Genomic DNA, 26,879 nt, shown 5'->3' with positions numbered 1-26,879 from the left:
TTGTGTTCAATTCGGTTTCATACCCGGATGCGGGCAATGCGGCGCAGCAGCAGCAGCCCCACCACCATCATCGCCGCCAGCCATTTGAGGATGGTGATGCCCATGGGGTCGGTCCACAGCGGGGACATGAAATCCGGGTTCAGCAGATTGAGCAAGGCGCCCAGGCCAAACGGCATGAGGCCCAGAATCCAGGCCGACATGCGGCCGTCGGCCGAGAGCACGCGCACCTTGGCGTGGAGCTTGAGGCGCTCGCGGATCAAATGGCTCAGATTGCCCAGCATTTCCGTGAGGTTGCCGCCCGATTCGCGCTGTATGAGCACGGCCACGATGAAATAGCGCAGATCGGTGATGGGCACGCGCTCGCCCAGATTGCCCAGGGCCTGCTGCAGCGAGGTGCCATAGTTGATTTCGTCATGCACCAGGCGGAACTCGCCGGCAATGGGCTCGGCCAGCTCGTCGCCTGCCATCTGCAGGCCCGCTGAAAACGCATGGCCGGCGCGCAGCGCCCTGGCCAGCAGATCCAGCGCCTCGGGAAGCTGGCGCTCCATCAGGCTAAGGCGTTGGTGGCGCTTGCGCTGCACGTAGAGCAGCGGCAGGGCGCCAAGCACAGCGCCGGCCAGCAGCCCCAGGGCCAGGGACTGGCGCAGCATGGTGGCGGCCAGCAAACCAGCGGCACATAGCAGCAGACAGCCCAGCAGCAGCCCCGAGACCGTCCACTCCAGGCCCGACTGCAGGATGAAACGATCCAGCTGGTGGGCACGGGGCATGCGCTGCAGCGTGCGCTGCAACCCGGGCATGTCGCTTAGCACGCGGTCCTTGACCAGCTTGGTAGCGGCACTGTCATCATGTGCGGCGGACAGCGCACGCAGCCGGCGCTCCAGCCGTTTGGCTTCAGGGCTTTTGTACTGCTTCCACAGCGCATGGGCGGCTTGCAGCAGCAGCAGCACTGCCGCAAATACCAGTGCGACGATCACAAGCACCGGGTAGGAGGAAAAAAAGGACGGCATGGCGGCCTCCGTTTTCACTGGTAGCGTTTTCCGGGGTCGAATACCGTATCCGGCAATGCCAGGCCAAAGCCCTTGAGCCGGTCGGCAAACTTGGGCCGCACGCCCGTGGCATGGAAGTAGCCCTGCACTTCGCCATTCGCGCCCACTCCGGTCTGGGTGAAGGCAAAGATTTCCTGCATGGTGATGACCTCGCCCTCCATGCCCGTGATTTCCTGGATGCTGGTGATCTTGCGCTTGCCGTCCGTCATGCGCAGCACCTGGATGACGACCGTGATGGCCGAGGCGATCTGCTGGCGCGCGGCCTGGTGGGGCAGGTTCATGCCGGCCATGCCCACCATGTTCTCCAGCCGTGCCAGCGAATCGCGCGGCGTGTTGGCATGGATGGTGGTCAGCGAGCCCTCGTGGCCGGTGTTCATGGCCTGCAGCATGTCCACGGCCTCGGCGCCGCGCACCTCGCCGATGATGATGCGGTCCGGCCGCATGCGCAGGGCATTGCGCACCAGCGCGCGCTGCGTGATCTCGCCGCGACCCTCGATATTGGGCGGACGCGTTTCCATGCGCACCACATGGGGCTGCTGCAGCTGCAGCTCGGCGGCATCCTCGATGGTGACCAGGCGCTCGGCCTCGGGGATATAGCCCGAGAGAATGTTGAGCAGCGTGGTCTTGCCGGCGCCCGTGCCGCCCGAGATGATCATGTTCACCTTGGCCTTGGCCAGCGCTTCCAGCACGCTGGCCATGGCGGGCGTCAGGCTCTTGAGGTCGTTGACCAGGTTTTCCATGCGCAGCGGCGTGCGGGCAAAGCGCCGGATCGACATCATGGGGCCGTCCAGCGCCACGGGCGGAATCACGGCATTCACGCGCGAGCCATCGGGCAGGCGGGCGTCGACCATGGGGCTGGACTCATCGATGCGCCGGCCTATGCGGGAGACAATCTTGTCGATGATGCGCAGCAGATGCTTTTCGTCGGTGAAGACCACCTGCGTCGGTTCCAGCCGGCCGTGGCGCTCCACATAGATGCTGTCATAGCGGTTGACCAGGATGTCGGAGACGGAGGGGTCGGCCATCAGCAGCTCCAGCGGGCCGAAGCCCAGCATTTCATGCTGGATATCGCGGATCAGCATGCGCTTTTCCAGGTCGTTGACCGCGGCCGAGTCCTCGGCCAGCAACCGCTCGGTCATGGCGGCGATTTCCTGCTGCAGCGCCTGGGCGGATGCAGACTCCAGGGCCGCCAGGTCAAAGCGCTCCAGCAGCTTGGTGTGGATGCGGCTCTTGAGCGCCAGGTAGGAGGCAGCGCGGCCGGCCAGCGATGCCGACAGGGATGGCGGTGCGGCGGCCGGCGTGGATTCCGCCGCAGCAGCCACAGGCATATCGCCTGGCTCGGGCACCGCATGCAATGCAGGCTGGGGTACGCGGCTGGCCGGTGTAGTGAGCAGGTCTCGCAATGACATGATCGACTCCTCCTCTATGGGCTGGCTCAGGCCCGGCGAAAGAGCCGGTGCAGAAAGCCGCCGCTGTCTTCCTGGGCTGCAGGGGCCAGAGCTTCGGCCCAGGCCGCCAGCTCGCGCACCACGGCGCTGTTGCGTGAAGATTCGGCCAGGGGCACGCCGGCATTGATGGCGGCCTGCACTTCCTGCGGCGCATCGGGCACGGCGCGCCATTGCTGCTGGTCCAGGCCCAGCGTCTTGCGCACTTCGGCCAGGCCGATTTCATGGCGCCGGTCCACGCGGTTGAGCACCGGCTGCAGCTTGCTTTCGGGGTAGCCCAGGTCATGGAACATGCGCAGCAGCTTTTGCGCATTGCGCACGGCCGGCACATTGGGCAGCAGCACCGGCACAATGCTCTGGGCCCTGTCCAGCATGCGCAGGGCCAGCGGGTCGAGCACGCGGCCCAGGTCCAGCAGCACAAAGTCGTAATGCGCTGCAGCCAGCTGCACGATGGCGTTCACATGCTCGGGCTCCACGTCCATGGCATGGATCACATCTTCCGGGGCCGCCAGCATGTGCAGCCGGGGCGTGACCTTGACCGTGCTGGCGACCAGAAACGAAGCGTCCAGGCGATGGATGTCGCGCGCCACATCGGCCAGGGTCGATGCCGGATTGCCTTCCTGCAGATAGGCCAGTGCATCGCCAAACTGCAGGTTCAGGTCCACCAGCAGCACCGAATGGTGGCGCGCCAGCATCCACGCCAGATTGGTGGCCAGAAAAGTGGCGCCGCTACCGCCCTTGCAGGGCAGAAAGGCCATGATCCGTCCCTGCATGCGTTCCTGCATCCTGTCCGGCAGCTTGGCGGCAATGCGATGCACGGCATCCATGAGGGCCTGTGTCGACGGCGGCGAAGGCAGCACTTCCCGCACGCCGGCGCGCATGGACTGCAGCAGGAACTCGGGCGTCTGCAGCGCGCACAGCAGCAGCACCGCCATATGCGGGTAGCGGTTGGTCACGGATTCCACGGGTGCCAGGTCGGCCGGATCGCAGCACATGCCGTCCACGATCATCAAATCGGGCCGCTCCTGCTCGGCAATGGCGGGCATGCGTGTCTTGCCGCCCTCGAAGGTCTGCACCTGGTGCGAGCGCTGCAGCACCTGGACCATCTCGTGCAGGTGCGCGGTGTTGGGGGAGATGATGGCGATTTTCATGGGCTACTCCATCGCTCAAGGAACAGAACATACAGAGCTGCTGCCTGGATCCGTACCCATGGCTTCGCGTGGCAAATAGGTCGAAAAGCCCGGCATAGGAAAAGCTGCCGGCAAGCTGAAACCGATCGGCGAGATCCACTGATAGTTCAGGTTCTGGATACGCACATTGACTGCGCCGCAGTTGGTAGCTGTGCAGGCATTGTTTTGATTGCCTGCGGCGTCGTACCAATCCACTACTACGTTGTCCCTAGTGAGTTGAGGCAGAAATTTCCTCATCCGGTCCAGCACTTTGTCTGAGCCCTGGGAGCACACCACGGCGGTACGTGCGCCCCAGCGTGTAGCTTCATTGGCTGCATTCCAAGTCCACAGCATGCGGGCAAAGTCCATCACACCGAGGAAGAAGGTGAGAAAAATCATCAGCACCAGGGAAAATTCGATCATCGTGGCGCCTCGTTCTTGAGAGTGAGCAGCTGCGTTTGTCATAGCGGTGCCCTCATCGTGGCGCTGATATCCGCAAAGTTCACCGTACCGAAATTCACGCCAAACGCGCTTGAGACAAGTGGTGTGAATTTGTAGCAAGGTGGTGGCGAGGTGGCGCAACCTGCAATGCGGATGGTGACTGTATTGATGACGGGAGATGAGCCCACGTTCTGCCAAGTAGGTTTGGGTACTTGGTTGATTGACAGCCCCAAGGCCAATGGATTTCCCGTGTCAGCGACATTTCCAAAAACCACCAAATTTTTTGCCTTGGTGATCAGTCCTTGAGGATCATTGGTCGCGATATTTGGGTCTTGTATTGAAAGATACCGCGAAGCATCGCGTACAGCCTTTGTGAGCGTGTTGTATTGGTAGAGTGCGCGTCCGAACTCGGTGGTGATAAAGGTCAGTATCAGCAGCAGTGGCAGAATCAGCGCGAATTCGGTCAGTGCCACTCCGCGCTGATATAGAGAGTAAGTAGGCTTCATGGCTGATACTCCCAGAGGTTATTGGACCAACGTTGGAACTAACGGGCCTGTCCCGCCTCCGGGAAGACCGTTGGTGGTGCACTTGCTCTGGGGGCTGGAGGCATTGGCGATGTACTCCAGATATACCGTGGTCTTATTGCTGTCTATGGGATGCAGCATCAACACGCAAGCCCAGCCATCAATTTTTCCACCTACCACGAATGGAGCCATCACCAATCGGCGGTTGCCGCCCCAGGTTGCCAGGGCATTGGCTCCTGCGGCATGAGTAGCCATTTGCGCGTCTTTATAGCCACCTTTGATATTCAAGCCTGTGATGGTGTCACCGGTATTAATGCTATCGGCGAGGTCGCCGTAGGATCTATGGTCGGCGCGTTTGGCCAGAAAATCCTGCAGAGCATTAGATTGACTGGGCCAATTTTTTTTGGTGTAGGAATATCCTGTCAGATCGGGCAACGCCGTATTGACCTGGGGGTTACCATTGCCGTTTTTGTATAGGCCAAATCGAGAGTTCCAAGCAATACTGGCAGAAAACTTGGTGCCGGGTGTGCCGACTGGAGCGCCGATGCTCAAGTTGCAGTGGCCGTTACCCAGGAGTTCGTTGGTTGTGGTGTTCCCACTATTGCTGCCGTCGAGATTGGCCCAGCCGAAATATCCAGGCGAGGCTGTGCTGGACTTGCTTTCGTCGTAGACAGTGGGTATCCATTCCCCGATAGCAAAACCATAGTTTGGTGGCTTGCCTCCAGTCTTGGGATTGATCTGCACCGGTATGGCACAGGTGGTTTGCGCCGGTGCACGCGTAGCCACGGCTACTGCGGCGACCGACTGGCTGTTGCCGTAGGTACTATTGCCACTAAAGGCTCCCAGCGCCTGCAGCAGCCAGGGCATGATTCCCGTTTGCGTGTGCTGGCACTTGGCGTATTTGGCGGTCGCGTAGGGGAAGTTGGCGCTGTAGGTGCCGTTGAGTGCATCGCTGAAACTGATATCCGAAGCGGTAATGCCGGCGCTGGAGCTCTGAAATTGAACACGATTGAGATTGCCCGAAGCGCGGCCTGCGCTGACGGCTCGAGTAAGGGCGTCGCTAGCGGTATCAAGTTCCTGGGCCGCTGCCAGCGCACAGCTGTCCATGGCGGTCTGCAGTTCAGTCTTTATTACGAACAAGCGACCGAAGTCGATAGCAATACCCATGAAACCCAGCAGAAACAGCAGGGCCAGTGCGACGGTAATGATGACGGCACCATGCTGCCGCCGCAGCGCGGTGGCAGAACCGCGCTGCGGCCGAACTGTGGGCCAGGAATGCGGGTGGGTTTTCATGATGCAATTCAGATTGAATAAGTCGAATCCCCTGAGAAAGCCGATACAGCGGCATCGCTGCATGGGCTTTCGTTGTGAGGCGAACCAATTAAGAACAACCAGTAGCAGCGGCAGTCAAGCAGGCCTTGACCTTATCTAGCCAACTGGTAAATGCACCGCCGTTATCGACGAGAGCTGTCTTGATTGCAATGATCAAAACCAGAGAGACGACAGCGACAATCAATGCGTATTCGATGATCTGCGCACCTTCTTCATCGCGGACAAAGGATTGCAGGGAATTGCCAAATTGCTGAGCGACCTTGTTCATGGTGACACCTCAAGTGAGAAGGTGGATGACGTTAAGGCGATGCTTCGGCAAAAGCCTTGCATCTGCTTGTTGATGGCAGAGACCTTTGCCGTTGCGAAAGCCTGCAATGCTTATGTGCAGGTACCGGTGCCACCAGTCACGCCCAAACAGGCTTTCACCTTTTCTAGCCATTGGGTAAATGCACCGCCGCTGCCCGTTAGAGCTGTCTTGATTGCAACGATTAGAACCAGAGAAACGACTGCAACGATCAATGCGTATTCGATGATCTGTGCGCCTTCCTCATCGTGGACAAAAGTCTGCAGGGAATTGCCAAACTTCTGAGCGATCTTGTTCATAGTGACACCTCGAAAGTGAGTGATGGATCGGAAACATGTACATGCTTGGATGCCGGTTTGCAGGGCCGGCAGTGGCTGGCGTGCAAGGCCGCTATGCGATCTGCTCTCCTTTCGATGCCAATGGTTGAAATCGGTTGAGTTGTAGCTGAAAGGCTTTTGAATCAATAGGAGGACCCGCCGCCCCCGCCGCCGCTTGAGTTGCTGCTCAGCGAGCCGCCGATATTGATGACATTGACCGCTGGCGGCGGGGTCTTGAAGCTGCGTTCATAGCGCTCCATGGATGCCTCGGTGGCGCGGCCGTCCATGCCGGTGGGCGCATCCACGCCCTTGCCCACGGCCTTGCCGGCATCGGGGTTGATGGTCATCTGCAGGCGGGCGGTGCGCACGGCTTCGCCGAAATGGGTGTCGTAGTTGGGGGTGGTGCTGCCGCAGCCGGCCAGCAATACGGAACAGGCGGCGCTGCCGACAAGGGCAAGCAAGGGGATGCGCGTGGTCATGGCGGGCCTCCGGTTCATGCGGGCGAATACAGTTTCTGGTCCAGCCGTACCGGTGGCTGAGGCGCAGCGGCTGGCGGCAGGGGCATGGGCTCGGTGGTCGGTGCAGCCGAGACCGGTGCGGGCATCGCGGCTGGCGGCGGCGGTGCCACCATGGGTGCCGGTGCAGGGGATGCCACAGGCTCGGGCTGCATGGGAGCGGCCTGCGGGACCGGCTGTGCGGCTGGCGCCTGGGCCGGTGCGCCGCTTTCGAGGGCGCCGTTCAAGTAGCGCTCGGCGCGCGAGGGCGGTACATGGTTGTCGGTCGGTACGCGCGGGGCCTCGGCCAGGGCCTGGACCAGGCGCGGGGTGATGACGAACATCAGCTCGGTTTGGTCGGTCTGGAACTCGGTGCTGCGTGCCAGCGCGCCGAGCACGGGGATCTCGCCCAGCCCCGGGAAGCGCTTGACGGCTTCGGTGATGTTGTTCTTGATCAGGCCGGCAATCACCAGGCTTTGCCCGTCATTGAGCTGCACCGTGGTGTCGGCCCGCCGCACGGTGAGCGACGGGATGACGGAGGTGACGCCGTTGATCGATGTGAAGGGCGAGCCGGTCTGCGACAGGTCCGATACCTCGGAGACCAGCTTGAGATTGACACGCGAGTTGCCCAGCACGGTCGGCGTGAACTTGACGCCGATGCCAAACTCCTTTTCCTCCAGCGTCATCACCGGCACGCCGTTGCTGTTGCTCTGGGCCACGGGGATGAAGATCTTGCCCCCCGAGAGAAAGCTGGCCTGCTGGCCGCTGATGGCCATGATGTTGGGCTCGGCCAGGATGCGCACCAGGCCGTCGTCCTTCTGGCCGTCGATGCTCAACGACGCCTTGCCTATGCGCAGGGCGCTGAGCACCCCGCCGCCCCCGCTCAGGAAGTTGGAAATGATGGAGTAGGTGTTCGAGCCGTTGACGGCCTGCTTGGCGAAGCTGGAACCGAGCTTGTCCAGCAGGGTCTTGCTTACTTCGGCGATCTTGACTTCCAGCATCACCTGATGGGGCGATGTGGTGCGCATCAGGTTGACGATCTTCTTGCTGTCGCTGTAGGCCGAGGCCAGCGTCATCACGTCGTCGAGCCGCAGCGGGTTGCTGATCTCGCCGCTGAGGACCAGGGCGTTGTCGGCGCCCTGCACGCGGATGCCGCGCTCCTCGGGCATGAGTTCGGAGAGCTTGGCTTGCAGCGGACCGGGGTCCATGGTGACGACCACATCCTTGATGAAGCAGGTGCCCTGGGCGTTCTGCAGGATGACGTTCATGGCGCCGGCCTTGCGGCCGCGAAAGAACAGGTCCCGAGGGCTGAGCAGCTGCACTTCGATATCGGCGATGCCGTTTTGTGCCTGCATCTGCATCTGGCCGCCCGGTGCGGGCATGGCGGCCGGCGTGTTGCCGGGCGTCTGTCCGCTGACCAGGATGCGCGCCATCGGAGAGGCGAGCGGAATGACGACGGACTTGCCCAGCGTGACCGTGGCAGGCTCTTCCGTGCGGATGGCGGTGCAGTTGCGGGCCGGCATGGTGGTGCGGGCTGCGGGAGCTGCGGCAACGGGAGCCGCCATGGCCATGGCCTGGACGGGGGCGCCCGCGGGCTGGGCGTCGGCGGCCAGCACCGGGGCGGCACTGGCGAGCAGCATGCTAGCTGCCGTGTACAGATGGTGGTATTGCACGGCCGGCCTCTCTAGGTTGTGAATGAGTGGTTGCCTGTCCGGGAATCAGAAGCAGTTGAGCGTGCGGCTGCCGCCCTGTATCACTTCGACGCAGGTGGATGACGGCGCCTGCTGTGCAACGGGCCGTGCGCGCTGCACCGGCCTGGCGGGTGCGGCGACCTTGGCCGGTGCAGGTGCGGGAGCCGGCTCGGCCGTGCCGAACAGCTGGTTCTTGGTGATGCCGGCCGTGGTGATGGGTTCCTTGTCGATCTGGTTGCGCAGCACCAGCGAAAGGTTGCCCACGCTGCGCGCCAGGTCCAGCTTCTCAGCATCCTCGGGACTGAGCTCCAGCGTGACGGCGCTGACCACCTTGGGCTTGGTTTCGTCGCGGCTGGCCTCCTGCGCCACGGCCAGCACCAGCACGTTCTCGAGCACGGTCTTGCTGATCTGGCGCGACTCTTCCGTCTTGCCGTTCTGCTCCTGCTGGGCATTGACGACCACGTCCACATAGTTGCCAGGCAGGGCAAAGCCCGCGACACCGACCACATCGTTGACGCGCACCGTCATGGCACGCTTGCCGGGCGCAATCACGGCGGCCAGCCCGCCCTTGGTGCCCTCGGGCGCCAGCTTGCCTTCGAGCACGGCTTCGCCGCGCAGCACGCCGACCTTGACGACGCGGTCCTGCAACTGCTGCATGTCGTTGAAGGCGCCTGCAGGAATCGAGCCGCGGGGCCAGTCCACCGTGCTCAGCATGGTAGGGACGATCTTGCTGCCCAGCGGGATGTCGGTGGCTGCGACGACGACCTTGCCGGCGTCTATGCTGCCGCGCTGGGCAACCCAGTTCGCCGCGTAGACCGCAGCCGCCAGGCTGGCGAGCGCCGCCAGGACGAACAGACCCAGAGCCTTGAGGTTTTTCATGGGACCTCCCGCTATGACGTGGTGTTTGCCGTTGTGTTGGCCGCGTGGTGTGGGCCGTGGTTCGGCCTATACCCAGGTGAACTGGCGGGCCACCAGGAACGCTGTGGTTCCCAGGGCGATGCTGACGCCGTAGGGCAGGCTGCCCACCGATTGCGCCGAGCTTGCGCGGGCATCGGGCCGGATGCCTGCAGCAACGGTGACGAACAGAAGCTCCGTGGTCTGCAGCGTGTTGCGCAGCAGCTTGCCGGCCACGCGGTGCCACAGCGCATAAGCCATGGCCGCCATGCCGCCCGTGATGAAGACGAAGATCACGGCCTGCCAGGTGCCGTCGGGGCCGAGAAAGGCGCCGGCCATGGCCATCAGCTTGACATCGCCGGCGCCCATGGCGCGCAGCAGATACAGGGGCAGCATGAGGCCCAGGCCCAGGCCCAGCCCGCCCAGGGCCCACAGCGGGCCGCTGCCGTGGTGTTGGGGCGCGGCCAGGCTGTACAGCAGCGCGAGGGCCGTGCCGCCGAAAGTCAGGAGATTGGGAATGCGGCGCGTGCGCAGATCGCAGATGGCGGCTGCCAGCAGGAGCAGCAGCAAGGTGAGCGAACGCAAATCCGTCAAAAGCATGCCCACCAGCTCGGCTGCGGCTCGGAATTCGGTGAAGTCCACGGCACACCCCTCTTTCGGTAGAGTCCTGGGAACCGTGTTCCGCGTCACCTGCTGGCGCTTTGCCTCAGATGGAGTGCCGGCCCCTAGGCCCTGCTGCTCTCATCTGTGCCGATTCACGATTCGGAGAACATGCAACAAATTAAGAATTTCTATCGAAATCTGTAATTCGTTTGATCGAATATTAGGAGTGTTAAAAATTCTTATCAAGCTTTTTTTGTCGTTAGTTAAAAATTATTTTGAGTGCCCAAAAAAATGCACCGCAACGGCGCAAAAAAGGCACCGAAGAGGTGCCTTGCGGGGCTTATTCCGAGCGGCTGGCGGCTTCCACCAGGAATTGCACCTTGCGCTCTCCACGCCATTCATTAATGTCTAGGCGATAGGCCAGCGTCATGCGGCTGGGCAGCGGATCGGTGTGGTTGAACCAGATGCCGTCCACCTTGGCGCCGTGGTGCAGCAGCTCCAGCTTGAGGTGCTTTTCGCCAACCAGGCGCTGCGACATGACTTCCATCTCCTCGCTGAAAGTCGGGGCTGCAAAGCCCTGGCCCCAGACGGCCAGCTGCAGCTGGTCCACGAGTTCCGTATCCAGCCATTGGGGCGACAGCGGCCCGTCGGTCTCGATGCGGCGCGTCAGCGTGGCGGCGTCCAGCCATTCCTGAGCCACCTGGGCCAGCGCCTGCTCGAATTCGTCAAAGCGCGCCTCCTCGATGGTGCAGCCGGCGGCCATGGCATGGCCGCCAAAGCGCAGCAGCAGGCCGGGATGGCGCTTGGAAACCAGGTCCAGCGCGTCGCGCAGATGAAAGCCGGGAATCGAGCGGCCCGAGCCCTTGAGCTCATGCTCGTGGCCCGGGGCACCGCTGGCCGCGAACACGAAGGTGGGCCGGTGCAGCTTGTCCTTGATGCGCGATGCCACGATGCCGACCACGCCTTCGTGGAAGTCGGGATCGAACACGCTGATGGCCGGCGGGGGCGTCATGCCGTCCTCGCACAGGCCTTCGGCCATGAGCAGCGCATGCTCGCGCATGCCGACCTCGATTTCGCGGCGCTCGCGGTTGATGGAGTCCAGCATGCGGGCCAGGTTGTCGGCGCGGACCGGGTCTTCGGTGACCAGGCATTCGATGCCGATGGTCATGTCGGCCAGGCGGCCGGCCGCATTGATGCGCGGGCCCAGCGCAAAGCCGAAGTCGAAGGTGGTGGCCGCATCGAAGCGGCGGCCCGCCGCATCGAACAGGGCGCGGATGCCGGGCTGCATCTGGCCCTTGCGGATCTGCTTGAGGCCCAGGGCCACGAGGCGGCGGTTGTTGGCATCGAGCTTGACCACGTCGGCCACGGTGCCCAGGGCCACCAGCGGCAGCAGGGTCTCCAGCCGCGGCTGGGTGTTGCGGTCGAAGCGGCCGCGCGCGCGCAGCTCGGTGCGCAGGGCCAGCAGCACGTAGAACATCACGCCCACGCCGGCCATGGACTTGCTCTCGAAGGTGCAGCCGGGCTGGTTGGGGTTGACGATGGCATCGGCCAGCGGCAGGTGCGATCCGGGCAAGTGATGATCCGTCACCACCACGGACAGGCCCAGTTCCTTGGCCACGGCCACGCCTTCGACGCTGGCAATGCCGTTGTCCACGGTGATCAGCATGTCGGCGCCGGTTTCCTTGACGCGGCGCGAGATCGGGGCCGTGAGGCCGTAGCCGTCCACCACGCGGTCGGGCACCAGGTAGTCGACATGGGCCGCGCCCAGCAGGCGCAGGCCGCGCACGCCCACGGCACAGGCCGTGGCGCCGTCGCAGTCGTAGTCGGCCACGATGCACAGGCGCTTTTGCCGGGCGATGGCATCGGCCAGCAACTGCACGGCGGTATCGATGCCGCGCAGGCCCGACGGAGCGAGCAGCCGGGCCGGGGCTTCGTCGAGCTCGTCGGGCGAGCACACGCCGCGCGCCGCATAGAGCTGGGCCAGCAGCGGATGGATGCCGGCCTGTTGCAGGGCCGAGACGCTGTCGCTGGGAATTTGGCGGGGGATTATTTTCATAGCATGTCCCGCAGATTGGGTAAGCGCTTGGTGGCAAACATGCCTTTGATTTTGTCCATGAAGCCGCGCGGCGCGTTGACCCATTGCACGGCATGGCGCTCGCCGCTGAGCGTGAGCTTGACGGCTTCGCCGCGCTCGGCGCGTTGCTGCAGCTGGGCGATCAGGCTGCCGTCGAGCTGCTGCCATGCCTGACGCCAGGCCTGCACATTGCCTTGCAGCGCTGGCGTGCGCAAGTCATCGATGCAGGCGACTTGGCTGGCGGGCGTTGAAGCGGGCGCGGGCAGGCGGCCCGAGCCGTGTACCCAGAAGGCGTTGATGGGCTGCAGGCCCTGCGCGGCGCGGCGGTCGTTGAACACATGGGTGTAGAGCAGCATCTGCACCTCGCTTTGCAGGCGCTGGATGACGGCACCCTGAGCGGCATCGGGAAACCAGGGGCGCACGTCGCGGTTGAGCACGCGGTCCATCGAGGCCGTGGCCAGGTTCTCGAAGGCGTCGCCGCGCGCCAGCCAGAGGTCGGGCTGCAGGTATTGCAGCGCAATGCCGTCGTCGGCAAACCAGGGCGAGATCAGCGCCAGCAGCTGCTGCGATTCCTCTTCACCCAGCGGCGTGGCTGCGGGGTCGCTCTGGTGCACATGGTCGGCGCCGATGTGCCAGTGGCTGGGCGTGATGAAGGCGCAGGCCTGGGCCGCGTCCTGCCCCAGGTTGCTGGCGGCAAGGGCGGCCCAGGGAATCAGTCCCGGCGTATCGGGCAGGCCCATGGTGCGGGCCAGCACGCGTTCATGCGGCGGGGAGAAGTCGTATTCGCTGCCTTGCACCACCGTGCGGGGCGAAAGCGCCGTCAGCAGGGCTTGCAGATGGGGCAGTTGCAGATCGGCCCAGGCGTTGTCGGCGGGGCCGTCGGCGTAGGGAACAATCCATTCGGAGGCGCCTGCGGCCAGGGCTTGGGCGGCAGGAAGCAAAGGCGCGGTCAAAGACATGGCCGCTATTGTCGAGCATGCGCGTTTGGCAGGTGCAGCGCGGGGTGTCTCCTCAGATCTTTGGCCGCAGGGTGATCGCATCTCAATTTCAATGAAAACAGGCCATGCTCGGGTGCATCCTGGCGTGCCTTGCCAGCGGCAGAGGCCTTGCCGGCCGCGCCGGGGCGAGTCCCGGCCTCTGAAGTGAGACGAGTGCCAGTCATCCGCAAAAGCATGGCCTCGGAATCACTCGAAATGAGATGCAGCGGCCCTTTCTTTTGCCACATCATGCTATGGAACGAGGAGCTTCTTGCGCCTGGCACGCCTGGGTTTCCGAATGAAACACCTATGAATCCAGCCAAGGATAGGCGCAAGAAGCTCCTGTTTTGGAAGCGACCGGTCAGCGCTGCGGCATGTTTTGGGCCGTGTAGACCAGGCTGAAGCTGGCGTCGGGCGCAATGGCGGGCATCCCGGCATTCCAGCGTTCCCATTCGGCGCGCATGCGCTGCAGGCGTTCGGGTTCGCTGGCCGCGAGGTTGGCGCGCTCGCGCTCGTCGCGGGCGATGTTGAACAGATAGTCGTGCTCGTCCACGCGCAGGTATTTCCAGTCGCCGTCGCGCAGCGCGCGCTGGCCGCGGTACAGCATGCGCCAGTACAGCGGGCGCGCGAACTCGGCGCCTTCGCGCTGCAGCACGGGCAGCAGCGAGACGCCGTCCAGCGGGTACCGAGGATCGGCGGCCACGCCGGCAGCATCCAGCACCGTGGCCGACCAGTCCATGCTCATGCACTGCTGGATGCTGGTGCGGCCGGCGCCGATCACGGCCGGCCAGTGGGCGATCCAGGGCACGCGGATGCCGCCTTCGGTCAGGTCCATCTTGCCGCCCACCAGCGGCCAGTTGTCGGAGAAGCGCTCGCCGCCGTTGTCGCTGGTGAAGACGACGAGCGTGTTGTCCAGCTGGCCGTTGGCGCGCAGCGCCTCGACGATCCAGCCTATGCCTTCGTCCATGTGGTGGATCATGCGGCGGTACTGGTGGATGTTGCCGCCGGCCAGGTGGGCGATACCGGCGCCCAGTTGCTCGGCCGTGGCGCGGTCATCGCGTGTTTCCCAGGGCCAGTGCGGGGCCGTGTAGTGCAGGCTCAGGAAGAACGGGGCATCGCCTTGGCTCATGCGGTTGACGAAATCCACGCTGCGCTGCGACAGCAGGTCGGTCAGATAGCCTTCGTCGTGGTGCTCTTCTTCGCCGATCCACAGGTCATGCTGGCCCGAGCTGCTCAGATGGGTGAAATAGTCCACGCCGCCCGACATGGGGCCGAAGTATTCCTCGTAACCCGAGCGCAGCGGGCCGAAGTGGGGCGGGTAGCCCAGATGCCATTTGCCGATCAGCGCCGTGCGGTAGCCTGCATTCTTGAGCAGCGAGGCCACGGTGGGCACTTCGGGCGGCAGGCCCAGCTTCTCGCCCAGCGGCGTGCCGCGGGTCTTGCTGTTGATGGGCTCCTCGGCCGCGCCGCGCAGCCGGTACTGGTAGCGCGCCGTGGCCAGCGCAAAGCGCGTGGGCGAGCACACGGGCGAATTGGCATAGCCCTGGGTGAGCTTGAGGCCGCCCGCGGCCAGGCGGTCGAGCACGGGTGAGACCGCGCCGAACTCGGCGTCGCGGCCGCCGTAGCAGCCCAGGTCGGCATAGCCGAGATCGTCGGCCACGATGAAGAGGATGTTGGGACGGGACATGGAAAGGCTTGTGTTTGCAATGAAGGCGCGAGCGGGATGGCGGCTTATTCCATCTTCAGGCCCGTGGCCTGGGCCAAGCTGCGATAGCGGTCGGCCAGGGCCTGGATGCGTTGGGCGGCCGCGTCGCCGGTCAGGCCTTCGTAGGCCATGTCGTTGACGCGCATGCGCTCGCGCAGGGCGCCGTCCTTCATGGCTTTTTCGAAGCCGGCCTGGATCTTCTGCACCAGTGGCTCGGGCATGCTGGCGGGCACCCAGGCGGCGAACAGCACTTCCTGCTGCAGCTCCTTGCGGCCCAGCTCGTCGACCGACGGCACATTGGGTAGCAAGGGGTTGCGTTTGGCGGTGGTCACGGCCAGCGGCGTAATCTTGCCGGCCGCCACATGGGACAGCATGGCCGTGGAGCTGATGACGCCGCCGTCCACCTCGCCCGAGAGCATGGCCAATGCCGCCGGTGCATTGCCCTTGTATGGCACGTGGTTGACCTTGGCGCCCGTGGCATGCGTGAGGATGCTGGCCGCCAGGTGGCCCGGCGTGCCGTAGCCGGCCGAACCCAGCGTCAGGCCTTTGTCCTTGCCGCGGGCGATGAACTGCTCCAGCGTCCTGATGCCGGTCTGCGGGTTCACGGACACCAGCATGCCTTGCGAGGCGAACACCATCACCGGGCGCAGATCGCTGTTCCTGAACGGCATGCTCTTGTAGATGAGCGGATTGACGGTGAAGGTGGTGTCCAGGCCGAACAGGATCGAGTAGCCGTCGGCGGGTGACTTGGCAACGTTGTCGGCGCCGATGTTGCCGCCGGCGCCCGTGCGGTTTTCGACGACGAAGGGCTGCCGGGTTTCGCGCTGCAGCACTTCGCCAACGCCGCGCGCCAGAATGTCCACGGCGCCGCCCGGCGGAAACGCGGCCACCAGGCGTACCGGCTTGCTGGGCCAGCTGGCGGCCGCGGCGGCCGGGGCATCGGGCTGGGCATGCGCGGCAAGCGCGCTGCAGCCCAGCAGCAGGGCCAGGCTGGTGTGAAGAAGGCTGCGGCGATGTGCGGTCAGGCAGGTCATGGAAAATCTCTCTTGTGCGCAGCGCGGCAGGGAAAATTGCGCTGCCGCGCTTGTCTCCTGGAATGGAGCGCCCACTGTAGAAGTCAGCCTTTCAATTGACCAAATCAACTCTTGCCCGTGAATACCCGACCGGTTCCGCAAACCATCCATCAGATGCTGCTGTTTCGCATCAACCGCTTCTTCGGTGCGGCCGGCGGCGTGGCCATGCGCATGTGCGAGGCGCGCTTCGGGCTGACGCGCCGCGAATGGGGCGTGATGGCCACGGTGGCCATGAACGAGGGGCTGCTGTCGTCGGAACTTGCGGAGAAGGCGCAGCTGGACCGGGCGCGCACCTCGCGCGCGCTCAGCGGCCTGGAGGAAAAAGGCTGGGTGCGGCGCCAGCCGCTGCCGGGCGACCGTCGGCGCGTGGCCATCCATCTGACGGAGGAGGGCCGGCGCATGTACGGGCGCATCCTGCCGGCCATGGCCCAGATCCACATGGACCTGGTGTCGGTGCTCAGCGACGAGGAAGTGGCCCAGTTCGACGCCATGCTGGCAAGGCTGCAGGCCCATGCGCTGACGCTGGAGCAGTTGCCGCGATACGCGGACCTGCCGCGGGTGGAGCGCAGCAGAAAAAGGTGACTTCCCCTGAGCCGCGAAGGCGTAGGCCCTTGCTTGGCATCTCTGGCACGGGGTGCGCCCGTTCCAGGGATCGGGGGATGGAGCCCTCGCCTGCCAGGCTGAAGGCTTTCCTGGAAGGGCTGCATGGTGGCGGGTCCGACCAGGCTCGCGCTCGGTGTCTTTGACGTGGATGGCGGATGGGCCGGAGCGGTGAAATGGACGGTTTCACAAGAAAAACCGGATTGGGGCAGGGCTGCCGGCAGGGCATTGCGGGCAATGCCACAATGCGGGCAACATGCAATTTCCCTACGAACTGGCCGTAGGCTGGCGCTACACCCGTGCAGGGCGCGCCACGCGCCGCAACGGCTTTATTTCCTTTATCTCGGGTGTCTCCATGCTGGGCATTGCGCTGGGCGTGGCGGCTTTGATCATCGTGCTGAGCGTGATGAACGGCTTCCAGAAAGAAGTGCGCGACCGCATGCTCAGCGTGGTGTCGCACGTCGAAATCTTTGCGCCGCAGGGCGCGCCGCTGCCCGACCTGGAGCGCACCATGCGCGAAGCGCGCGGCAATCCCGAAGTGGTGGGCGCCGCGCCCTTTGTCTCGGCACAGGCCCTGCTGGGGCGGGGCGAGGACATCAAGGGCGCGCTGGTGCGCGGCATCGACCCGGCGCGCGAAGGCGAGGTGACCGATCTGGCCGCCACCAATTCCGAAGTGCTCCAGCGCCTGGTGCCGGGCCAGTTCAACGTGGTGCTGGGCCTGGAGCTGGCGCGCGCCCTGGGCGTGCGCGCGGGCGACCAGGTCACGCTGATCGCGCCCAGCGGCCAGGTCACGCCGGCCGGCGTGGTGCCGCGCCTCAAGCAGATGACGGTGGCCGGTACTTTCGATTCGGGCCACTACGAGTACGACTCCACGCTGGTGATGATGCATTACCAGGATGCCGAGCGGCTGTTCCGCCTCGAAGGGCCGACCGGCATCCGCCTGAAGCTCAAGGACCTCAACGAGGCGCCGCGCGTGGCCCAGGAGCTGGCCTTCACGCTCAGCGACCGGCTGCTGATCCGCGACTGGACGCAGCAGAACAAGACCTGGTATGCGGCCGTGCAGGTGGAAAAACGCATGATGTTCATCATCCTCACGCTGATCGTGGCCGTGGCCGCGTTCAACCTGGTATCCACGCTGGTGATGAGCGTGCAGGACAAGCGCGCCGACATCGCCATCCTGCGCACGCTGGGCGCCTCGCCCTCGTCCGTGATGAGCATCTTCGTGGTGCAGGGCGCCATGGTGGGCGTGATCGGCACGCTGGCCGGCCTGGCGCTGGGCCTGGTGGTAGCCTTCAACATCGACGTCATCGTGCCGGCCATCGAACACCTGCTGCACGCCAACTTCCTGCCCAAGGACATCTACATCATCAGCAAGATGCCCAGCGATCCGCAAAGCCGCGACATCGTGCCGATCGCCGTGATCTCGCTGATCCTGTCCTTTGTGGCCACGATCTACCCCAGCTGGCGCGCCAGCCGCGTGAACCCTGCGGAGGCACTGCGCTATGAATGATGTTTCTTCCGCCGCGATGGCGACGATGGATGCCGCCCAGGGCCAGCAGGTGCTGCAGGCCCGGGGCCTGACCAAGCGCTTCACCGAAGGGCGGCTGGACGTGGCCGTGCTGCAGGGCGTGGACCTTTCGGTGCATGCGGGCGAGACGCTGGCCATCGTGGGTGCCTCGGGCTCGGGCAAGAGCACGCTGCTGCACCTGCTGGGCGGCCTGGATGCACCGAGCTCGGGCTCGGTGGAGCTGATGGGGCAGCCGCTGCACCGCCTGAGCCCGCAAAAGCAGGGCATGCTGCGCAACCGCCATCTGGGCTTCATCTACCAGTTCCACCACCTGCTGCCCGAATTCAGCGCCCAGGAAAACGTGGCCATGCCGCTGCGCATACGGCGTGACGACAAGCTGGACTGCATGGACCGCGCCGCAGCCATGCTGCGCGCCGTGGGGCTGGGCGAACGCATGCTGCACCGGCCGGCCGAGCTGTCGGGCGGCGAGCGCCAGCGCGTGGCCATTGCGCGCGCGCTGGTCACCCAGCCGGCCTGCGTGCTGGCCGACGAGCCCACGGGCAACCTGGACCGCGGCACGGCCGATACCGTGTTCAAGCTGATGCTGGAGCTGGCGCGCAGCCACGGCACGGCCTTCGTCATGGTCACGCACGACGAGAGCCTGGCCGCGCGCTGCGACCGCGTGGTGCGGCTGGTGCGCGGCCAGCTGAGCTGAGGCCCGCCCGGCTGGGCCGTTGCGCTTCGCTCAGGCGAGGTGCAGCGTTTTGCCGGCCGGTCGGCGCGCGGACAAGGGCTGCTGCCGGCGGGAGGCCGCGGCGGCATCGACGCTCTGCGCGGTCAGGTCGGCGGTGACTTCGCGCAGCCGTGCCGACTGTGCCAGGGAGGTCTGGACGACCTCGCCCATGATGGCGGTGACTTCGCGCGAAGAGGTGACGATTTCTTCCATGGTGCTGCCGGCCTGGCGCACCTGGGCGGCACCCAGCGCCACCTGGTCCACCGACGTGTGGATGAGCTGCTTGATCTCCTTGGCGGCCGCGGCGCTGTTCTGGGCCAGGGAGCGCACCTCGCCGGCCACGACGGCGAAGCCTCGCCCCTGCTCGCCGGCGCGCGCGGCTTCCACTGCCGCATTGAGCGCCAGAATATTGGTCTGGAAAGCGATGCCGTCCATCATGCCGATGATGTCGCTGATCTTGCGCGAGCTGGCGCTGATCGACTCCATGGTGCCTATCACCTGGTGCACCGTGCGCCCGCCTTCTTCCGCAATCCGGCAGGCTTGCTGGGCCAGCGTGTTGGCCTGGTCTGCGTGGGAAGCGCTTTCTGTCAGCTGCTGCACGGCTTTGCCCAGTGTTTGCGCGGCCGTGAAGCGGCGTGTGATGTCGGTGGCGTACTTGACGACCTTGAAGGGCCTGCCTTCGGAGTCGAGGATGGGGTTGTAGCTGGCCTCTATCCAGACCTGTCGTCCATGCTTGCCGATGCGCAGGTACTGGCCTGCATCATGCATGCCGCTGCCCAGCTTGCGCCAGAACTCGGCATAGGCCGCGCTCTGGCGCTCGCCGGGCTGCACGAACATGCTGTGGTGCTGGCCGACGATTTCCTCCAGCGTGTAGCCCATGGCCCGCAGGAACAGCGGGTTGGCGTGGACAATGGTGCCGTCGAGGTCGAACTCGATGATGGCCTGGACCTTGCCGATGGCGGCCAGCTGGCCTTCGGCGTCGGCGTTCCTGTGCTGCTGCTCTGTGATATCGGTGGCGTATTTGATGACCTTGAAAGGCCTTCCCTGCCGGTCGAAGATGGGGTTGTAGCTGGCCTGCAGCCAGACATCGCGCCCGTTCTTGGCGATGCGACGGTAACGTCCGCTATCGGAAAGGCCGCTGCCCAGTCGTTGCCAGAATTGCGCATATTCGGGCGATTCCGCCACCCTGGGTTCGACGAACATGCGGTGGTGCTGGCCAACGATTTCCTGTAATCCGTAGCCCATGCAGTCCAGGAAATTCTGGTTGGCGGCCAGCACATGGCCTTGCAGATCGAACTCGATCACGGCCTGGCACTTGTGGATGGCGGCCATCTGGCCGTCGATTTCCGCCTGCCGGAGCGAGGCGCCCCGATGCAGGAGCCGATCCCATAGGTTGCGCATCATGAACTGGTCCTTTCAAAGAAAGCCTGGTTGTGAAGTGCGAGTGCAGCAGGAACTCAAATGTTTCCGAATGTATTTTGATTGATGTGTATCAATCTCGCAGGCTGTGCAAGCGGGAATGCACTATTGGAGACACCAGGGTTTGCCGTAGCTTGCATTCCGCAGTGCTTGCCCCGTGGTGGCATGATGGAGCCATGCCTTGCTGGATCGATACCCACTGCCATCTCGATGCTTCCGAATTCGGCGCCGACCGCGATGCGGTGCGCGCCGCGGCGCGTGCGGCCGGCGTGGCGCACCTGGTCATTCCCGCCGTGGAGCAGGCCAGCTGGCACGAGGTGATCGAGCTGGCGCACCGCCATGGCGACAGCTATGCGCTGGGCATCCACCCGCTTTACACGCCCCAGGCCAAGGAGGAGGACATCGAGGCGCTGCGGGTGCTGCTCAGGCAGCGCTGCGAGGATCCGCACCTGGTGGCGGTGGGCGAGATAGGCCTTGACTTCTTCGTGCCGGGGCTCGACAGGCAGCGCCAGATCTGGTTCTACGAGCAGCAGATCCGCCTGGCGCGCGAATTCGAGCTGCCCGTCATCCTGCATGTGCGCAAGAGCAGCGACCGGCTGCTCAAGACGCTGCGCGCGCTGAAGGTGAGCGGCGGCATCGCGCACGCCTTCAACGGCAGCGCCCAGCAGGCGCAGATCTTCATCGACCTGGGCTTCAAGCTGGGCTTTGGCGGCGCCATGACCTACGACCGTGCGCACAAGCTGCGCGAGCTGGCCGCCAGCCTGCCGCTGCAGGCGCTGGTCATGGAAACCGATGCCCCCGATATTCCGCCGCACTGGCTCTACACCACGGCCGAGCAGCGCGCCAGCGGCCTGTCCCAGGGCCGCAACAGCCCGGCCGAGCTGCCGCGCATTGCGAACGAGGTGGCAGACCTGCGCGGCATGGAGGCTGCGCAGCTGGCCGCGGCTACCAGTGCCAACGCGCGCCAGGCACTGCGCGGCCTGCCGGCATGGAAGGATGAGAACGCCTGAAACGCTTGCCGGCATTGCGCAACGTGCTCCTCTTTTCGTGAATGCGGGCTTTGCCTGCACGGCCGGCAGCCGCAGCGCCGCTGGGCGACAATCGGAGCCATGGTGACTTCCGCTTTTCCGTCGGCTGCGGCGGCCGGGGTGCGCTGGCAGGGCTTGGCGCCGGTGGCCGATGTGCGCACGCGCGCGCTGGTGCTGGGCAGCTTTCCGGGCGTGCGCTCCCTGCAGTTGCAGCAGTACTATGCCCATCCGCAAAACCATTTCTGGCGGTTGATGCAGGCCCTGTGGCCGCAGCACCCTCAGCCCCCACGCGAAGACTATGCGGGCCGCTGCGAATGGCTGCTGGCGCGCGGCCTGGGCCTGTGGGACGTATATGCGAGCTGCGAGCGCGAAGGCAGCCTGGACAGCGCCATCCGCGCCGCGCAGCCCAACGACATCGCCGGCCTGCGGCGCCTGTGCCCCCATCTGACGCTGGCGCTGCACAACGGCAGCGAAAGCTTCAAGCATGCGAAGCAGACCCGGGCCATGGGCCTGGAAGCGCTGCGCCTGCCCTCCACCAGCCCTGCCAACGCGAGCTGGTCCTTCGAGAAAAAACTGCAGGCCTGGCACGATGCCCTGGCCGCCCATTCCCTGGTGTAAGAACGTGCTGCGCAAAACCCGCGGCGGCAAGACGGCCGCCCCACAGAAAAACAGTCCGGACGTCGTGAGCGAGCTGCCCGAAGTCAGCGTTTCCGATGACGGCGAGGTGCGCCATCTGCACCTGGGCACGCCCTGGGTGCAGGGCTCCATGCGCATCCGGGATCCCTTCGAGATCGAGCTCGAATACGTGCAGCGCATGATGGGCTGGCTGCTGTTCATGGACCCGGCCACCGTGGCCGGGCGCCATGCAATGCAGCTGGGCCTGGGCGCGGCCGCCATCACCAAGTTCTGCTACAAGAAGCTGCGCATGCGCACCACGGCCATCGAGCTCAATCCCCAGGTGCTGGCCGTGTGCCGCAGCTGGTTCAAGCTGCCGCCCGACAATGCCACGCTGAGCGTCATCCTGGCCGACGCGGCCCAGGAGATCAAAAAGCCCGAGTGGCAGGGCACGGTGGATGCGCTGGCCGTGGACCTGTACGACCACGAAGCCGCCGCGCCGGTGCTGGACAGCGCAGAGTTCTATGCCGACTGCCGAAACCTGCTGACCGAGGACGGCATCATGACCGTCAACCTGTTCGGCCGCACCTCCAGCTACGAGCGCAGCGTGGAGAAAATGGCCCAGGCCTTCGGCAGCGATGCCATGTGGTATTTCCGGCCCACACGCGAAGGCAATACCGTGGTGCTGGCCCAGCGCACGCCGCGCGCGCTGGACGCCGCGGCGCTGCAGGCCGCCAGCCAGACGGTGCAGGCGCGCTGGGACCTGCCCACGGGCCGCTGGCCCAAGATCTTCGGCCCCGCGTAGCGCACCGGGAAAGCGGGCGCGGTCTGCGGCTAGACTTGCGCTCCATGACCGCCCGCACGCCGCTCCCGCCCGCCACCCCGCCGCGCCATAACGGGCCGCTGGATTGGCGTCTGCTGGTGCAGTGGCTGCTGGAGGACGGCGTGATTGCCGCGGCCGAGGCCGAGCGCACGGTGCTGCGTTGTTCCTCCGCGGAAAGCGCCCAGCATCCGCTGGTGCGCCTGGCCAATGTGGGCGTGGTGCAGGCCGCGACCGGCAAGCCGCTGGACATCGAGGAGCTGACGCAGTACCTGGCCCGGCGCAGCGGCCTGGCCTATCTGCGCATCGATCCGCTGCGCGTGGATGTGGGCCGGGTCGGCGACGTGATGAGCGCCAGCTACGCCGAGCGGCACAAGGTGCTGCCGGTGCAGGTCACCGCCAAGGAAGTGGTGATCGCCACGGCCGAGCCCTTCATCGATGACTGGGTCGGCGAGGTGGAGCGCCAGGCCCGCTGCAGCGTGCGGCGCGTGGTGGCGAGCCCGCTGGACATCAAGCGCTATACGGCCGAGTTCTTTGCGCTGGCCAAATCGGTGCGCGCCGCGGAAAAGGCCGGAGGCGCATCGGGTGCCGCAAGCTTCGAGCAGCTGGTGGAGCTGGGCCGCAGCAACAAGCAGCTCGATGCCAACGACCAGGGCGTGGTGCGCGTGGTGGACTGGCTGTGGCAGTACGCCTTCGACCAGCGCGCCAGCGACATTCACCTGGAGCCGCGGCGCGAACAGGGCGTGATCCGCTTTCGCATCGACGGCGTGCTGCATCCGGTCTACCAGATGCCCATGGGCGTGCTCAATGCCATGGTGGCGCGCATCAAGCTGCTGGGCCGCATGGACGTGGTGGAAAAGCGCCGGCCGCAGGACGGCCGCATCAAGACGCGCAACCCCGGCGGCGACGAAGTGGAAATGCGCCTGTCCACGCTGCCCACGGCCTTTGGCGAGAAGATGGTGATGCGTATCTTCGATCCTGAGAACACGGTCAAGGACCTGGATGGCCTGGGCTTCACGCCGCACGATGCGGCGCGCTGGCAGTCGCTGGTGCAGCGCCCGCACGGCATCATCCTCGTGACCGGGCCCACGGGCTCGGGCAAGACCACCACGCTGTATTCCACGCTCAAGCGCGTGGCGACCGAAGAGGTCAACGTCAGCACGGTGGAGGACCCCATCGAGATGATCGAGCCCAGCTTCAACCAGACCCAGGTGCAGCCTCAGCTGGATTTCGGCTTCACCGAGGGGCTGCGCGCGCTGATGCGCCAGGACCCGGACATCATCATGGTGGGCGAAATCCGCGACCTGGCCACGGCCGAGATGGCGGTGCAGGCCGCGCTGACCGGGCATCTGGTGTTCTCCACGCTGCACACCAACGATGCGCCCAGCGCCGTGAGCCGGCTGATGGAGCTGGGCGTGCCGCCGTACCTGATCAACGCCACCCTGCTGGGGGTGCTGGCCCAGCGCCTGGTGCGCACGCTGTGCACGGCCTGCAAGCAGCGCGACGAGGCGTCTTCGGCCGAGGCGCTGGCCGAGACCGTCAGGCCCTGGAAGCTGTCCGGCAGCTACCAGCCCTACCGGCCCGTGGGCTGCGAGGAGTGCCGCATGACCGGCTTCAAGGGCCGCATGGGGCTGTATGAGCTGCTGACGGTCTCGGAAGCGCTCAAGCAGCAGATCCATGCCGCGCCGTCCATGGATGCCCTGCGGCGGCAGGCCGTGCAGGACGGTATGCGCCCCTTGCGCCTGGCCGGCGTGCTGCGCGTGGCAGAAGGCCTCACCACCTTGCCCGAAGTGCTGGCCTGCACGCCGCTGATGTCCTGAAAGCGACAGAGCGCCGGGCTGCAAGCCGCACCAATGCTGGATGTCGGCGCGCCTAGGGTATGCCCTTGGTAGGTGGAATCCACATCAAAACGCCTTTGTAATGAAACGAAAATCGCCCAGTCGTGATTTCCGTATGGAGACGTTTTGTGAAAATCAAGAGCCAGAAAGACTTTTTCTCCGGTCTGATGTTCTTGGTTGTGGGCATCGCTTTCGCGGTGGGCGCAACCAACTACACCGTTGGCACCGGTGCGCGCATGGGTCCCGGTTACTTCCCGCTGATCCTGGGCGTGCTGATGTCCATCCTCGGTGCAGCCATCTGCATCTCGGGCCTGGCCAAGGGCCCCGAGGGCGGTGACAAGATCGGCAAGTGGGCCTGGAGACAGGTGTTCTTCATTCTTGCCGCCAACTTCGCGTTCGGCATTCTGCTGGTCGGCGTTCCGGGCCTGGGCATTCCCCAGTTCGGCCTGATGATCGCGATCTACGCACTGGTCTTCATCGCCAGCCTGGCCGGCGATAAGTTCAACTTCAAGGAAACGGCGATTCTGTCCACCATCCTCGCGGTGGGCAGCTATGTCGCCTTCGTGTGGGCGCTGAATCTGCAGTTCCCCGTGTGGCCCAGCTTCATTGCGGGCTAATCAGGAGCATCGTCCATGGATCTGATTCAGAACTTGTCGACGGGTTTTGGCGTGGCCTTCACGTTCCAGAACCTGATTTACTGCTTTGTCGGCTGCCTGCTGGGCACGCTGATCGGCGTGCTGCCCGGCATCGGCCCGGTGGCCACCATCGCCATGCTGCTGCCCGCCACCTATGCACTGCCTCCCGTGGCGGCGCTGATCATGCTGGCCGGCATCTACTACGGTGCCCAGTACGGTGGCTCCACCACCGCCATCCTGGTGAACCTGCCCGGCGAATCGTCCTCCGTGGTGACCGTGATCGACGGCTACCAGATGGCGCGCAAGGGGCGGGCCGGCCCGGCGCTGGCATCGGCCGGTATCGGTTCGTTCTTCGCCGGCTGCGTGGGTACGGTGATTCTGGCCGCCTTCGCGCCGCCGCTGACCGAAGTGGCCTTCAAGTTCGGCCCTGCCGAATACTTCTCGCTGATGACCCTGGGCCTGATCGGCGCCGTGGTGCTGGCTTCGGGCTCGCTGCTCAAGGCCATTGCCATGATCGTGCTGGGCCTGCTGCTGGGCATGGTGGGCACGGACGTGAACTCCGGCGTGGCCCGCTACAGCTTCGACATTCCCGAGCTGACCGACGGCATCGACTTCGTCGTGATCGCCATGGGCGTGTTCGGCTACGGCGAAATCATCGCCAACCTGGCCCAGCCCGAAGACGAGCGCGAAGTGTTCGCTGCCAAGGTGACCGGCCTGATGCCCACCAAGGAAGACTTCAAGCGCATGTTGCCTGCCATGCTGCGCGGCACGGCCCTGGGCTCGGCCCTGGGCATCCTGCCCGGTGGCGGTGCCATGCTGTCGGCCTTTGCTGCCTACACCATCGAGAAGAAGACCAAGCTCAAGCCGGGCGAAGTCCCCTTCGGCCAGGGCAACATCCGTGGCGTGTGCGCTCCCGAGTCGGCCAACAACGCCGGTTCGCAGACCTCGTTCATCCCCCTGCTGACGCTGGGCATCCCTCCCAACGCCGTGATGGCGCTGATGGTGGGTGCCATGACCATCCACAACATCCAGCCTGGTCCCCAGGTGATGACCAGCAACCCCGAGCTGTTCTGGGGCCTGATCGCCTCGATGTGGATCGGCAACCTGATGCTGATCATCCTGAACCTGCCGCTGATCGGCGTCTGGATCAAGCTGCTGACCGTGCCCTACCGCTGGCTGTTCCCGTCCATCGTGCTGTTCTGCGCGATCGGCGTGTACGGTACCAACAACAACACCTGGGACGTGTGGATGGTGGGTATCTTCGGCTTCATCGGCTACGTGTTCCACAAGCTGGGTACCGAACCCGCACCGCTGCTGCTGGGCTTCATCCTGGGCCCGATGATGGAAGAGAACCTGCGCCGTGCGCTGCTGCTGTCGCGTGGCGACTGGAGCGTGTTCGTGACGCGTCCCATCTCGGCCGGCCTGCTGATTGCTGCGGTGATCCTGCTGATCGTGGTGCTGCTGCCCTCCGTGAAGAACAAGCGCGAAGAAGCCTTCGTGGAAGACTGATTCTTCAGCCTGCCACGTCTTTCGAAGCGGCCCGTCTGGGCCGCTTTTTTTATGGAAGCCTGCGCCCTGGCATGGCGGCGGCACAA

26 protein-coding genes are annotated in these 26,879 nt (G+C 64.9%); 9 read left to right on the top strand and 17 right to left on the bottom strand.

From position 1 onward, the window contains the following. Positions 1-17: 17 nt before the first annotated feature. From Cte04_RS05205 to Cte04_RS05130, 16 genes are all read right to left on the bottom strand, one after another. Positions 18-1,007 carry a type II secretion system F family protein gene (locus tag Cte04_RS05205; RefSeq protein WP_066474004.1) on the bottom strand — a complete coding sequence of 330 codons (990 nt, stop codon included), beginning with the start codon at positions 1,005-1,007 and terminating at the stop codon, positions 18-20. Positions 1,008-1,021: 14 nt separating this feature from the next. Next, a complete protein-coding gene (locus tag Cte04_RS05200; protein WP_083526516.1) occupies positions 1,022-2,455 on the bottom strand; it encodes a TadA family conjugal transfer-associated ATPase in 1,434 nt (477 codons plus the stop codon). Positions 2,456-2,481: 26 nt separating this feature from the next. Further along, entirely contained in the window at positions 2,482-3,642 is a 1,161-nt protein-coding gene (locus Cte04_RS05195) for a CpaE/TadZ family protein (RefSeq protein WP_066473138.1), read from the bottom strand. 15 nt (positions 3,643-3,657) lie between these two features. Beyond that, complete coding sequence (locus Cte04_RS05190) at positions 3,658-4,083, bottom strand: TadE family protein (RefSeq protein WP_083526533.1); 426 nt, start codon at positions 4,081-4,083, stop codon at positions 3,658-3,660. A 38-nt stretch (positions 4,084-4,121) separates the two neighbouring features. After that, positions 4,122-4,607, bottom strand: coding sequence for a TadE/TadG family type IV pilus assembly protein (locus Cte04_RS05185; RefSeq protein WP_083526515.1), 486 nt, complete (start codon positions 4,605-4,607; stop codon positions 4,122-4,124). Positions 4,608-4,625: 18 nt separating this feature from the next. After that, positions 4,626-5,981: a pilus assembly protein TadG-related protein gene (locus Cte04_RS05180; RefSeq protein ID WP_245633297.1), complete on the bottom strand. Its 1,356-nt coding sequence runs from the start codon at positions 5,979-5,981 to the stop codon at positions 4,626-4,628. A 25-nt stretch (positions 5,982-6,006) separates the two neighbouring features. Beyond that, a complete protein-coding gene (locus Cte04_RS05175) occupies positions 6,007-6,225 on the bottom strand; it encodes a Flp family type IVb pilin (RefSeq protein WP_066473134.1) in 219 nt (72 codons plus the stop codon). A 110-nt stretch (positions 6,226-6,335) separates the two neighbouring features. Continuing rightward, positions 6,336-6,560 carry a Flp family type IVb pilin gene (locus Cte04_RS05170; protein ID WP_066473132.1) on the bottom strand — a complete coding sequence of 75 codons (225 nt, stop codon included), beginning with the start codon at positions 6,558-6,560 and terminating at the stop codon, positions 6,336-6,338. Between the two features lie 161 nt (positions 6,561-6,721). Then, the gene (locus Cte04_RS05165; RefSeq protein WP_066473130.1) at positions 6,722-7,057 is read right to left on the bottom strand and encodes a hypothetical protein; all 336 of its coding nucleotides are present in this window, start codon (positions 7,055-7,057) and stop codon (positions 6,722-6,724) included. A 14-nt stretch (positions 7,058-7,071) separates the two neighbouring features. Further along, a complete protein-coding gene (locus tag Cte04_RS05160) occupies positions 7,072-8,712 on the bottom strand; it encodes a type II and III secretion system protein family protein (protein WP_083526514.1) in 1,641 nt (546 codons plus the stop codon). Positions 8,713-8,790: 78 nt separating this feature from the next. After that, positions 8,791-9,642: a Flp pilus assembly protein CpaB gene (gene cpaB, locus Cte04_RS05155; RefSeq protein WP_066473128.1), complete on the bottom strand. Its 852-nt coding sequence runs from the start codon at positions 9,640-9,642 to the stop codon at positions 8,791-8,793. 66 nt (positions 9,643-9,708) lie between these two features. Next, the gene (locus tag Cte04_RS05150; protein WP_157081848.1) at positions 9,709-10,299 is read right to left on the bottom strand and encodes an A24 family peptidase; all 591 of its coding nucleotides are present in this window, start codon (positions 10,297-10,299) and stop codon (positions 9,709-9,711) included. A gap of 301 nt (positions 10,300-10,600) precedes the next feature. Next, positions 10,601-12,316 (bottom strand): single-stranded-DNA-specific exonuclease RecJ, encoded by a 1,716-nt coding sequence (gene recJ / locus Cte04_RS05145; protein ID WP_066473126.1) that lies wholly within the window; start codon positions 12,314-12,316, stop codon positions 10,601-10,603. Further along, on the bottom strand, positions 12,313-13,293 hold the full coding sequence (locus tag Cte04_RS05140) for a phosphoglycerate mutase (RefSeq protein WP_066473123.1): 981 nt from the start codon (positions 13,291-13,293) through the stop codon (positions 12,313-12,315). The genes recJ and Cte04_RS05140 overlap by 4 nt, the downstream gene beginning before the upstream one ends. A gap of 379 nt (positions 13,294-13,672) precedes the next feature. Beyond that, positions 13,673-14,998 carry a sulfatase family protein gene (locus Cte04_RS05135; RefSeq protein WP_066473121.1) on the bottom strand — a complete coding sequence of 442 codons (1,326 nt, stop codon included), beginning with the start codon at positions 14,996-14,998 and terminating at the stop codon, positions 13,673-13,675. A gap of 44 nt (positions 14,999-15,042) precedes the next feature. Next, a complete protein-coding gene (locus Cte04_RS05130; RefSeq protein ID WP_066473119.1) occupies positions 15,043-16,050 on the bottom strand; it encodes a tripartite tricarboxylate transporter substrate binding protein in 1,008 nt (335 codons plus the stop codon). A gap of 117 nt (positions 16,051-16,167) precedes the next feature. On the opposite strand from Cte04_RS05130, the gene Cte04_RS05125 reads away from it, so the two are divergent. The 3 genes from Cte04_RS05125 to lolD all read left to right on the top strand — a co-directional run bounded on the left by Cte04_RS05125 (position 16,168) and on the right by lolD (position 18,911). Then, the gene (locus Cte04_RS05125; RefSeq protein ID WP_245633296.1) at positions 16,168-16,671 is read left to right on the top strand and encodes a MarR family winged helix-turn-helix transcriptional regulator; all 504 of its coding nucleotides are present in this window, start codon (positions 16,168-16,170) and stop codon (positions 16,669-16,671) included. A gap of 274 nt (positions 16,672-16,945) precedes the next feature. Further along, positions 16,946-18,199: a lipoprotein-releasing ABC transporter permease subunit gene (locus Cte04_RS05120; protein ID WP_066473106.1), complete on the top strand. Its 1,254-nt coding sequence runs from the start codon at positions 16,946-16,948 to the stop codon at positions 18,197-18,199. Next, complete coding sequence (gene lolD, locus Cte04_RS05115) at positions 18,192-18,911, top strand: lipoprotein-releasing ABC transporter ATP-binding protein LolD (protein ID WP_066473104.1); 720 nt, start codon at positions 18,192-18,194, stop codon at positions 18,909-18,911. The genes Cte04_RS05120 and lolD overlap by 8 nt, the downstream gene beginning before the upstream one ends. A 30-nt stretch (positions 18,912-18,941) precedes the next feature. Here lolD and Cte04_RS22120 read toward each other — a convergent pair whose 3' ends face one another. Continuing rightward, positions 18,942-20,333, bottom strand: a complete 1,392-nt coding sequence (locus Cte04_RS22120; RefSeq protein WP_066473100.1) for a methyl-accepting chemotaxis protein — start codon at positions 20,331-20,333, stop codon at positions 18,942-18,944. 191 nt (positions 20,334-20,524) lie between these two features. Here Cte04_RS22120 and Cte04_RS05105 point away from each other — a divergent pair, with 191 nt between their 5' ends. The 6 genes from Cte04_RS05105 to Cte04_RS05080 all read left to right on the top strand — a co-directional run bounded on the left by Cte04_RS05105 (position 20,525) and on the right by Cte04_RS05080 (position 26,793). Further along, positions 20,525-21,358, top strand: coding sequence for a TatD family hydrolase (locus Cte04_RS05105; RefSeq protein WP_066473098.1), 834 nt, complete (start codon positions 20,525-20,527; stop codon positions 21,356-21,358). A gap of 99 nt (positions 21,359-21,457) precedes the next feature. Next, the gene (locus Cte04_RS05100; protein ID WP_066473096.1) at positions 21,458-21,994 is read left to right on the top strand and encodes a DNA-deoxyinosine glycosylase; all 537 of its coding nucleotides are present in this window, start codon (positions 21,458-21,460) and stop codon (positions 21,992-21,994) included. 4 nt (positions 21,995-21,998) lie between these two features. Further along, positions 21,999-22,796 (top strand): class I SAM-dependent methyltransferase, encoded by a 798-nt coding sequence (locus Cte04_RS05095; RefSeq protein ID WP_066473094.1) that lies wholly within the window; start codon positions 21,999-22,001, stop codon positions 22,794-22,796. A gap of 44 nt (positions 22,797-22,840) precedes the next feature. Continuing rightward, positions 22,841-24,631 (top strand): type IV pilus assembly ATPase TfpB, encoded by a 1,791-nt coding sequence (tfpB, locus tag Cte04_RS05090; protein ID WP_066473092.1) that lies wholly within the window; start codon positions 22,841-22,843, stop codon positions 24,629-24,631. 146 nt (positions 24,632-24,777) lie between these two features. Beyond that, positions 24,778-25,266 carry a tripartite tricarboxylate transporter TctB family protein gene (locus tag Cte04_RS05085; RefSeq protein WP_066473090.1) on the top strand — a complete coding sequence of 163 codons (489 nt, stop codon included), beginning with the start codon at positions 24,778-24,780 and terminating at the stop codon, positions 25,264-25,266. 15 nt (positions 25,267-25,281) lie between these two features. Then, complete coding sequence (locus Cte04_RS05080; protein WP_066473088.1) at positions 25,282-26,793, top strand: tripartite tricarboxylate transporter permease; 1,512 nt, start codon at positions 25,282-25,284, stop codon at positions 26,791-26,793. The last annotated feature ends 86 nt before the right edge of the window (positions 26,794-26,879 follow it).

The sequence above is a fragment of the Comamonas terrae genome (genome assembly GCF_001544075.1).
Classification (GTDB): domain Bacteria; phylum Pseudomonadota; class Gammaproteobacteria; order Burkholderiales; family Burkholderiaceae_C; genus Comamonas; species Comamonas terrae.
This window is presented reverse-complemented; position numbering and strand designations above follow the sequence as displayed.

What these genes read in the sequence shown, in the direction of transcription:
- Cte04_RS05205 (WP_066474004.1), bottom strand. Translation starts at nt 1,007, where the DNA reads ATGCCGTCCTTTTTTTCCTCCTACCCGGTGCTTGTGATCGTCGCACTG.
- Cte04_RS05200 (WP_083526516.1), bottom strand. Translation starts at nt 2,455, where the DNA reads ATGTCATTGCGAGACCTGCTCACTACACCGGCCAGCCGCGTACCCCAG.
- Cte04_RS05195 (WP_066473138.1), bottom strand. Translation starts at nt 3,642, where the DNA reads ATGAAAATCGCCATCATCTCCCCCAACACCGCGCACCTGCACGAGATG.
- Cte04_RS05190 (WP_083526533.1), bottom strand. Translation starts at nt 4,083, where the DNA reads ATGATCGAATTTTCCCTGGTGCTGATGATTTTTCTCACCTTCTTCCTC.
- Cte04_RS05185 (WP_083526515.1), bottom strand. Translation starts at nt 4,607, where the DNA reads ATGAAGCCTACTTACTCTCTATATCAGCGCGGAGTGGCACTGACCGAA.
- Cte04_RS05180 (WP_245633297.1), bottom strand. Translation starts at nt 5,981, where the DNA reads ATGCAGCGATGCCGCTGTATCGGCTTTCTCAGGGGATTCGACTTATTC.
- Cte04_RS05175 (WP_066473134.1), bottom strand. Translation starts at nt 6,225, where the DNA reads ATGAACAAGGTCGCTCAGCAATTTGGCAATTCCCTGCAATCCTTTGTC.
- Cte04_RS05170 (WP_066473132.1), bottom strand. Translation starts at nt 6,560, where the DNA reads ATGAACAAGATCGCTCAGAAGTTTGGCAATTCCCTGCAGACTTTTGTC.
- Cte04_RS05165 (WP_066473130.1), bottom strand. Translation starts at nt 7,057, where the DNA reads ATGACCACGCGCATCCCCTTGCTTGCCCTTGTCGGCAGCGCCGCCTGT.
- Cte04_RS05160 (WP_083526514.1), bottom strand. Translation starts at nt 8,712, where the DNA reads ATGCTGCTCGCCAGTGCCGCCCCGGTGCTGGCCGCCGACGCCCAGCCC.
- cpaB (WP_066473128.1), bottom strand. Translation starts at nt 9,642, where the DNA reads ATGAAAAACCTCAAGGCTCTGGGTCTGTTCGTCCTGGCGGCGCTCGCC.
- recJ (WP_066473126.1), bottom strand. Translation starts at nt 12,316, where the DNA reads ATGAAAATAATCCCCCGCCAAATTCCCAGCGACAGCGTCTCGGCCCTG.
- Cte04_RS05140 (WP_066473123.1), bottom strand. Translation starts at nt 13,293, where the DNA reads ATGTCTTTGACCGCGCCTTTGCTTCCTGCCGCCCAAGCCCTGGCCGCA.
- Cte04_RS05135 (WP_066473121.1), bottom strand. Translation starts at nt 14,998, where the DNA reads ATGTCCCGTCCCAACATCCTCTTCATCGTGGCCGACGATCTCGGCTAT.
- Cte04_RS05130 (WP_066473119.1), bottom strand. Translation starts at nt 16,050, where the DNA reads ATGACCTGCCTGACCGCACATCGCCGCAGCCTTCTTCACACCAGCCTG.
- Cte04_RS05120 (WP_066473106.1), top strand. Translation starts at nt 16,946, where the DNA reads ATGCAATTTCCCTACGAACTGGCCGTAGGCTGGCGCTACACCCGTGCA.
- lolD (WP_066473104.1), top strand. Translation starts at nt 18,192, where the DNA reads ATGAATGATGTTTCTTCCGCCGCGATGGCGACGATGGATGCCGCCCAG.
- Cte04_RS22120 (WP_066473100.1), bottom strand. Translation starts at nt 20,333, where the DNA reads ATGATGCGCAACCTATGGGATCGGCTCCTGCATCGGGGCGCCTCGCTC.
- Cte04_RS05105 (WP_066473098.1), top strand. Translation starts at nt 20,525, where the DNA reads ATGCCTTGCTGGATCGATACCCACTGCCATCTCGATGCTTCCGAATTC.
- Cte04_RS05100 (WP_066473096.1), top strand. Translation starts at nt 21,458, where the DNA reads ATGGTGACTTCCGCTTTTCCGTCGGCTGCGGCGGCCGGGGTGCGCTGG.
- tfpB (WP_066473092.1), top strand. Translation starts at nt 22,841, where the DNA reads ATGACCGCCCGCACGCCGCTCCCGCCCGCCACCCCGCCGCGCCATAAC.
- Cte04_RS05080 (WP_066473088.1), top strand. Translation starts at nt 25,282, where the DNA reads ATGGATCTGATTCAGAACTTGTCGACGGGTTTTGGCGTGGCCTTCACG.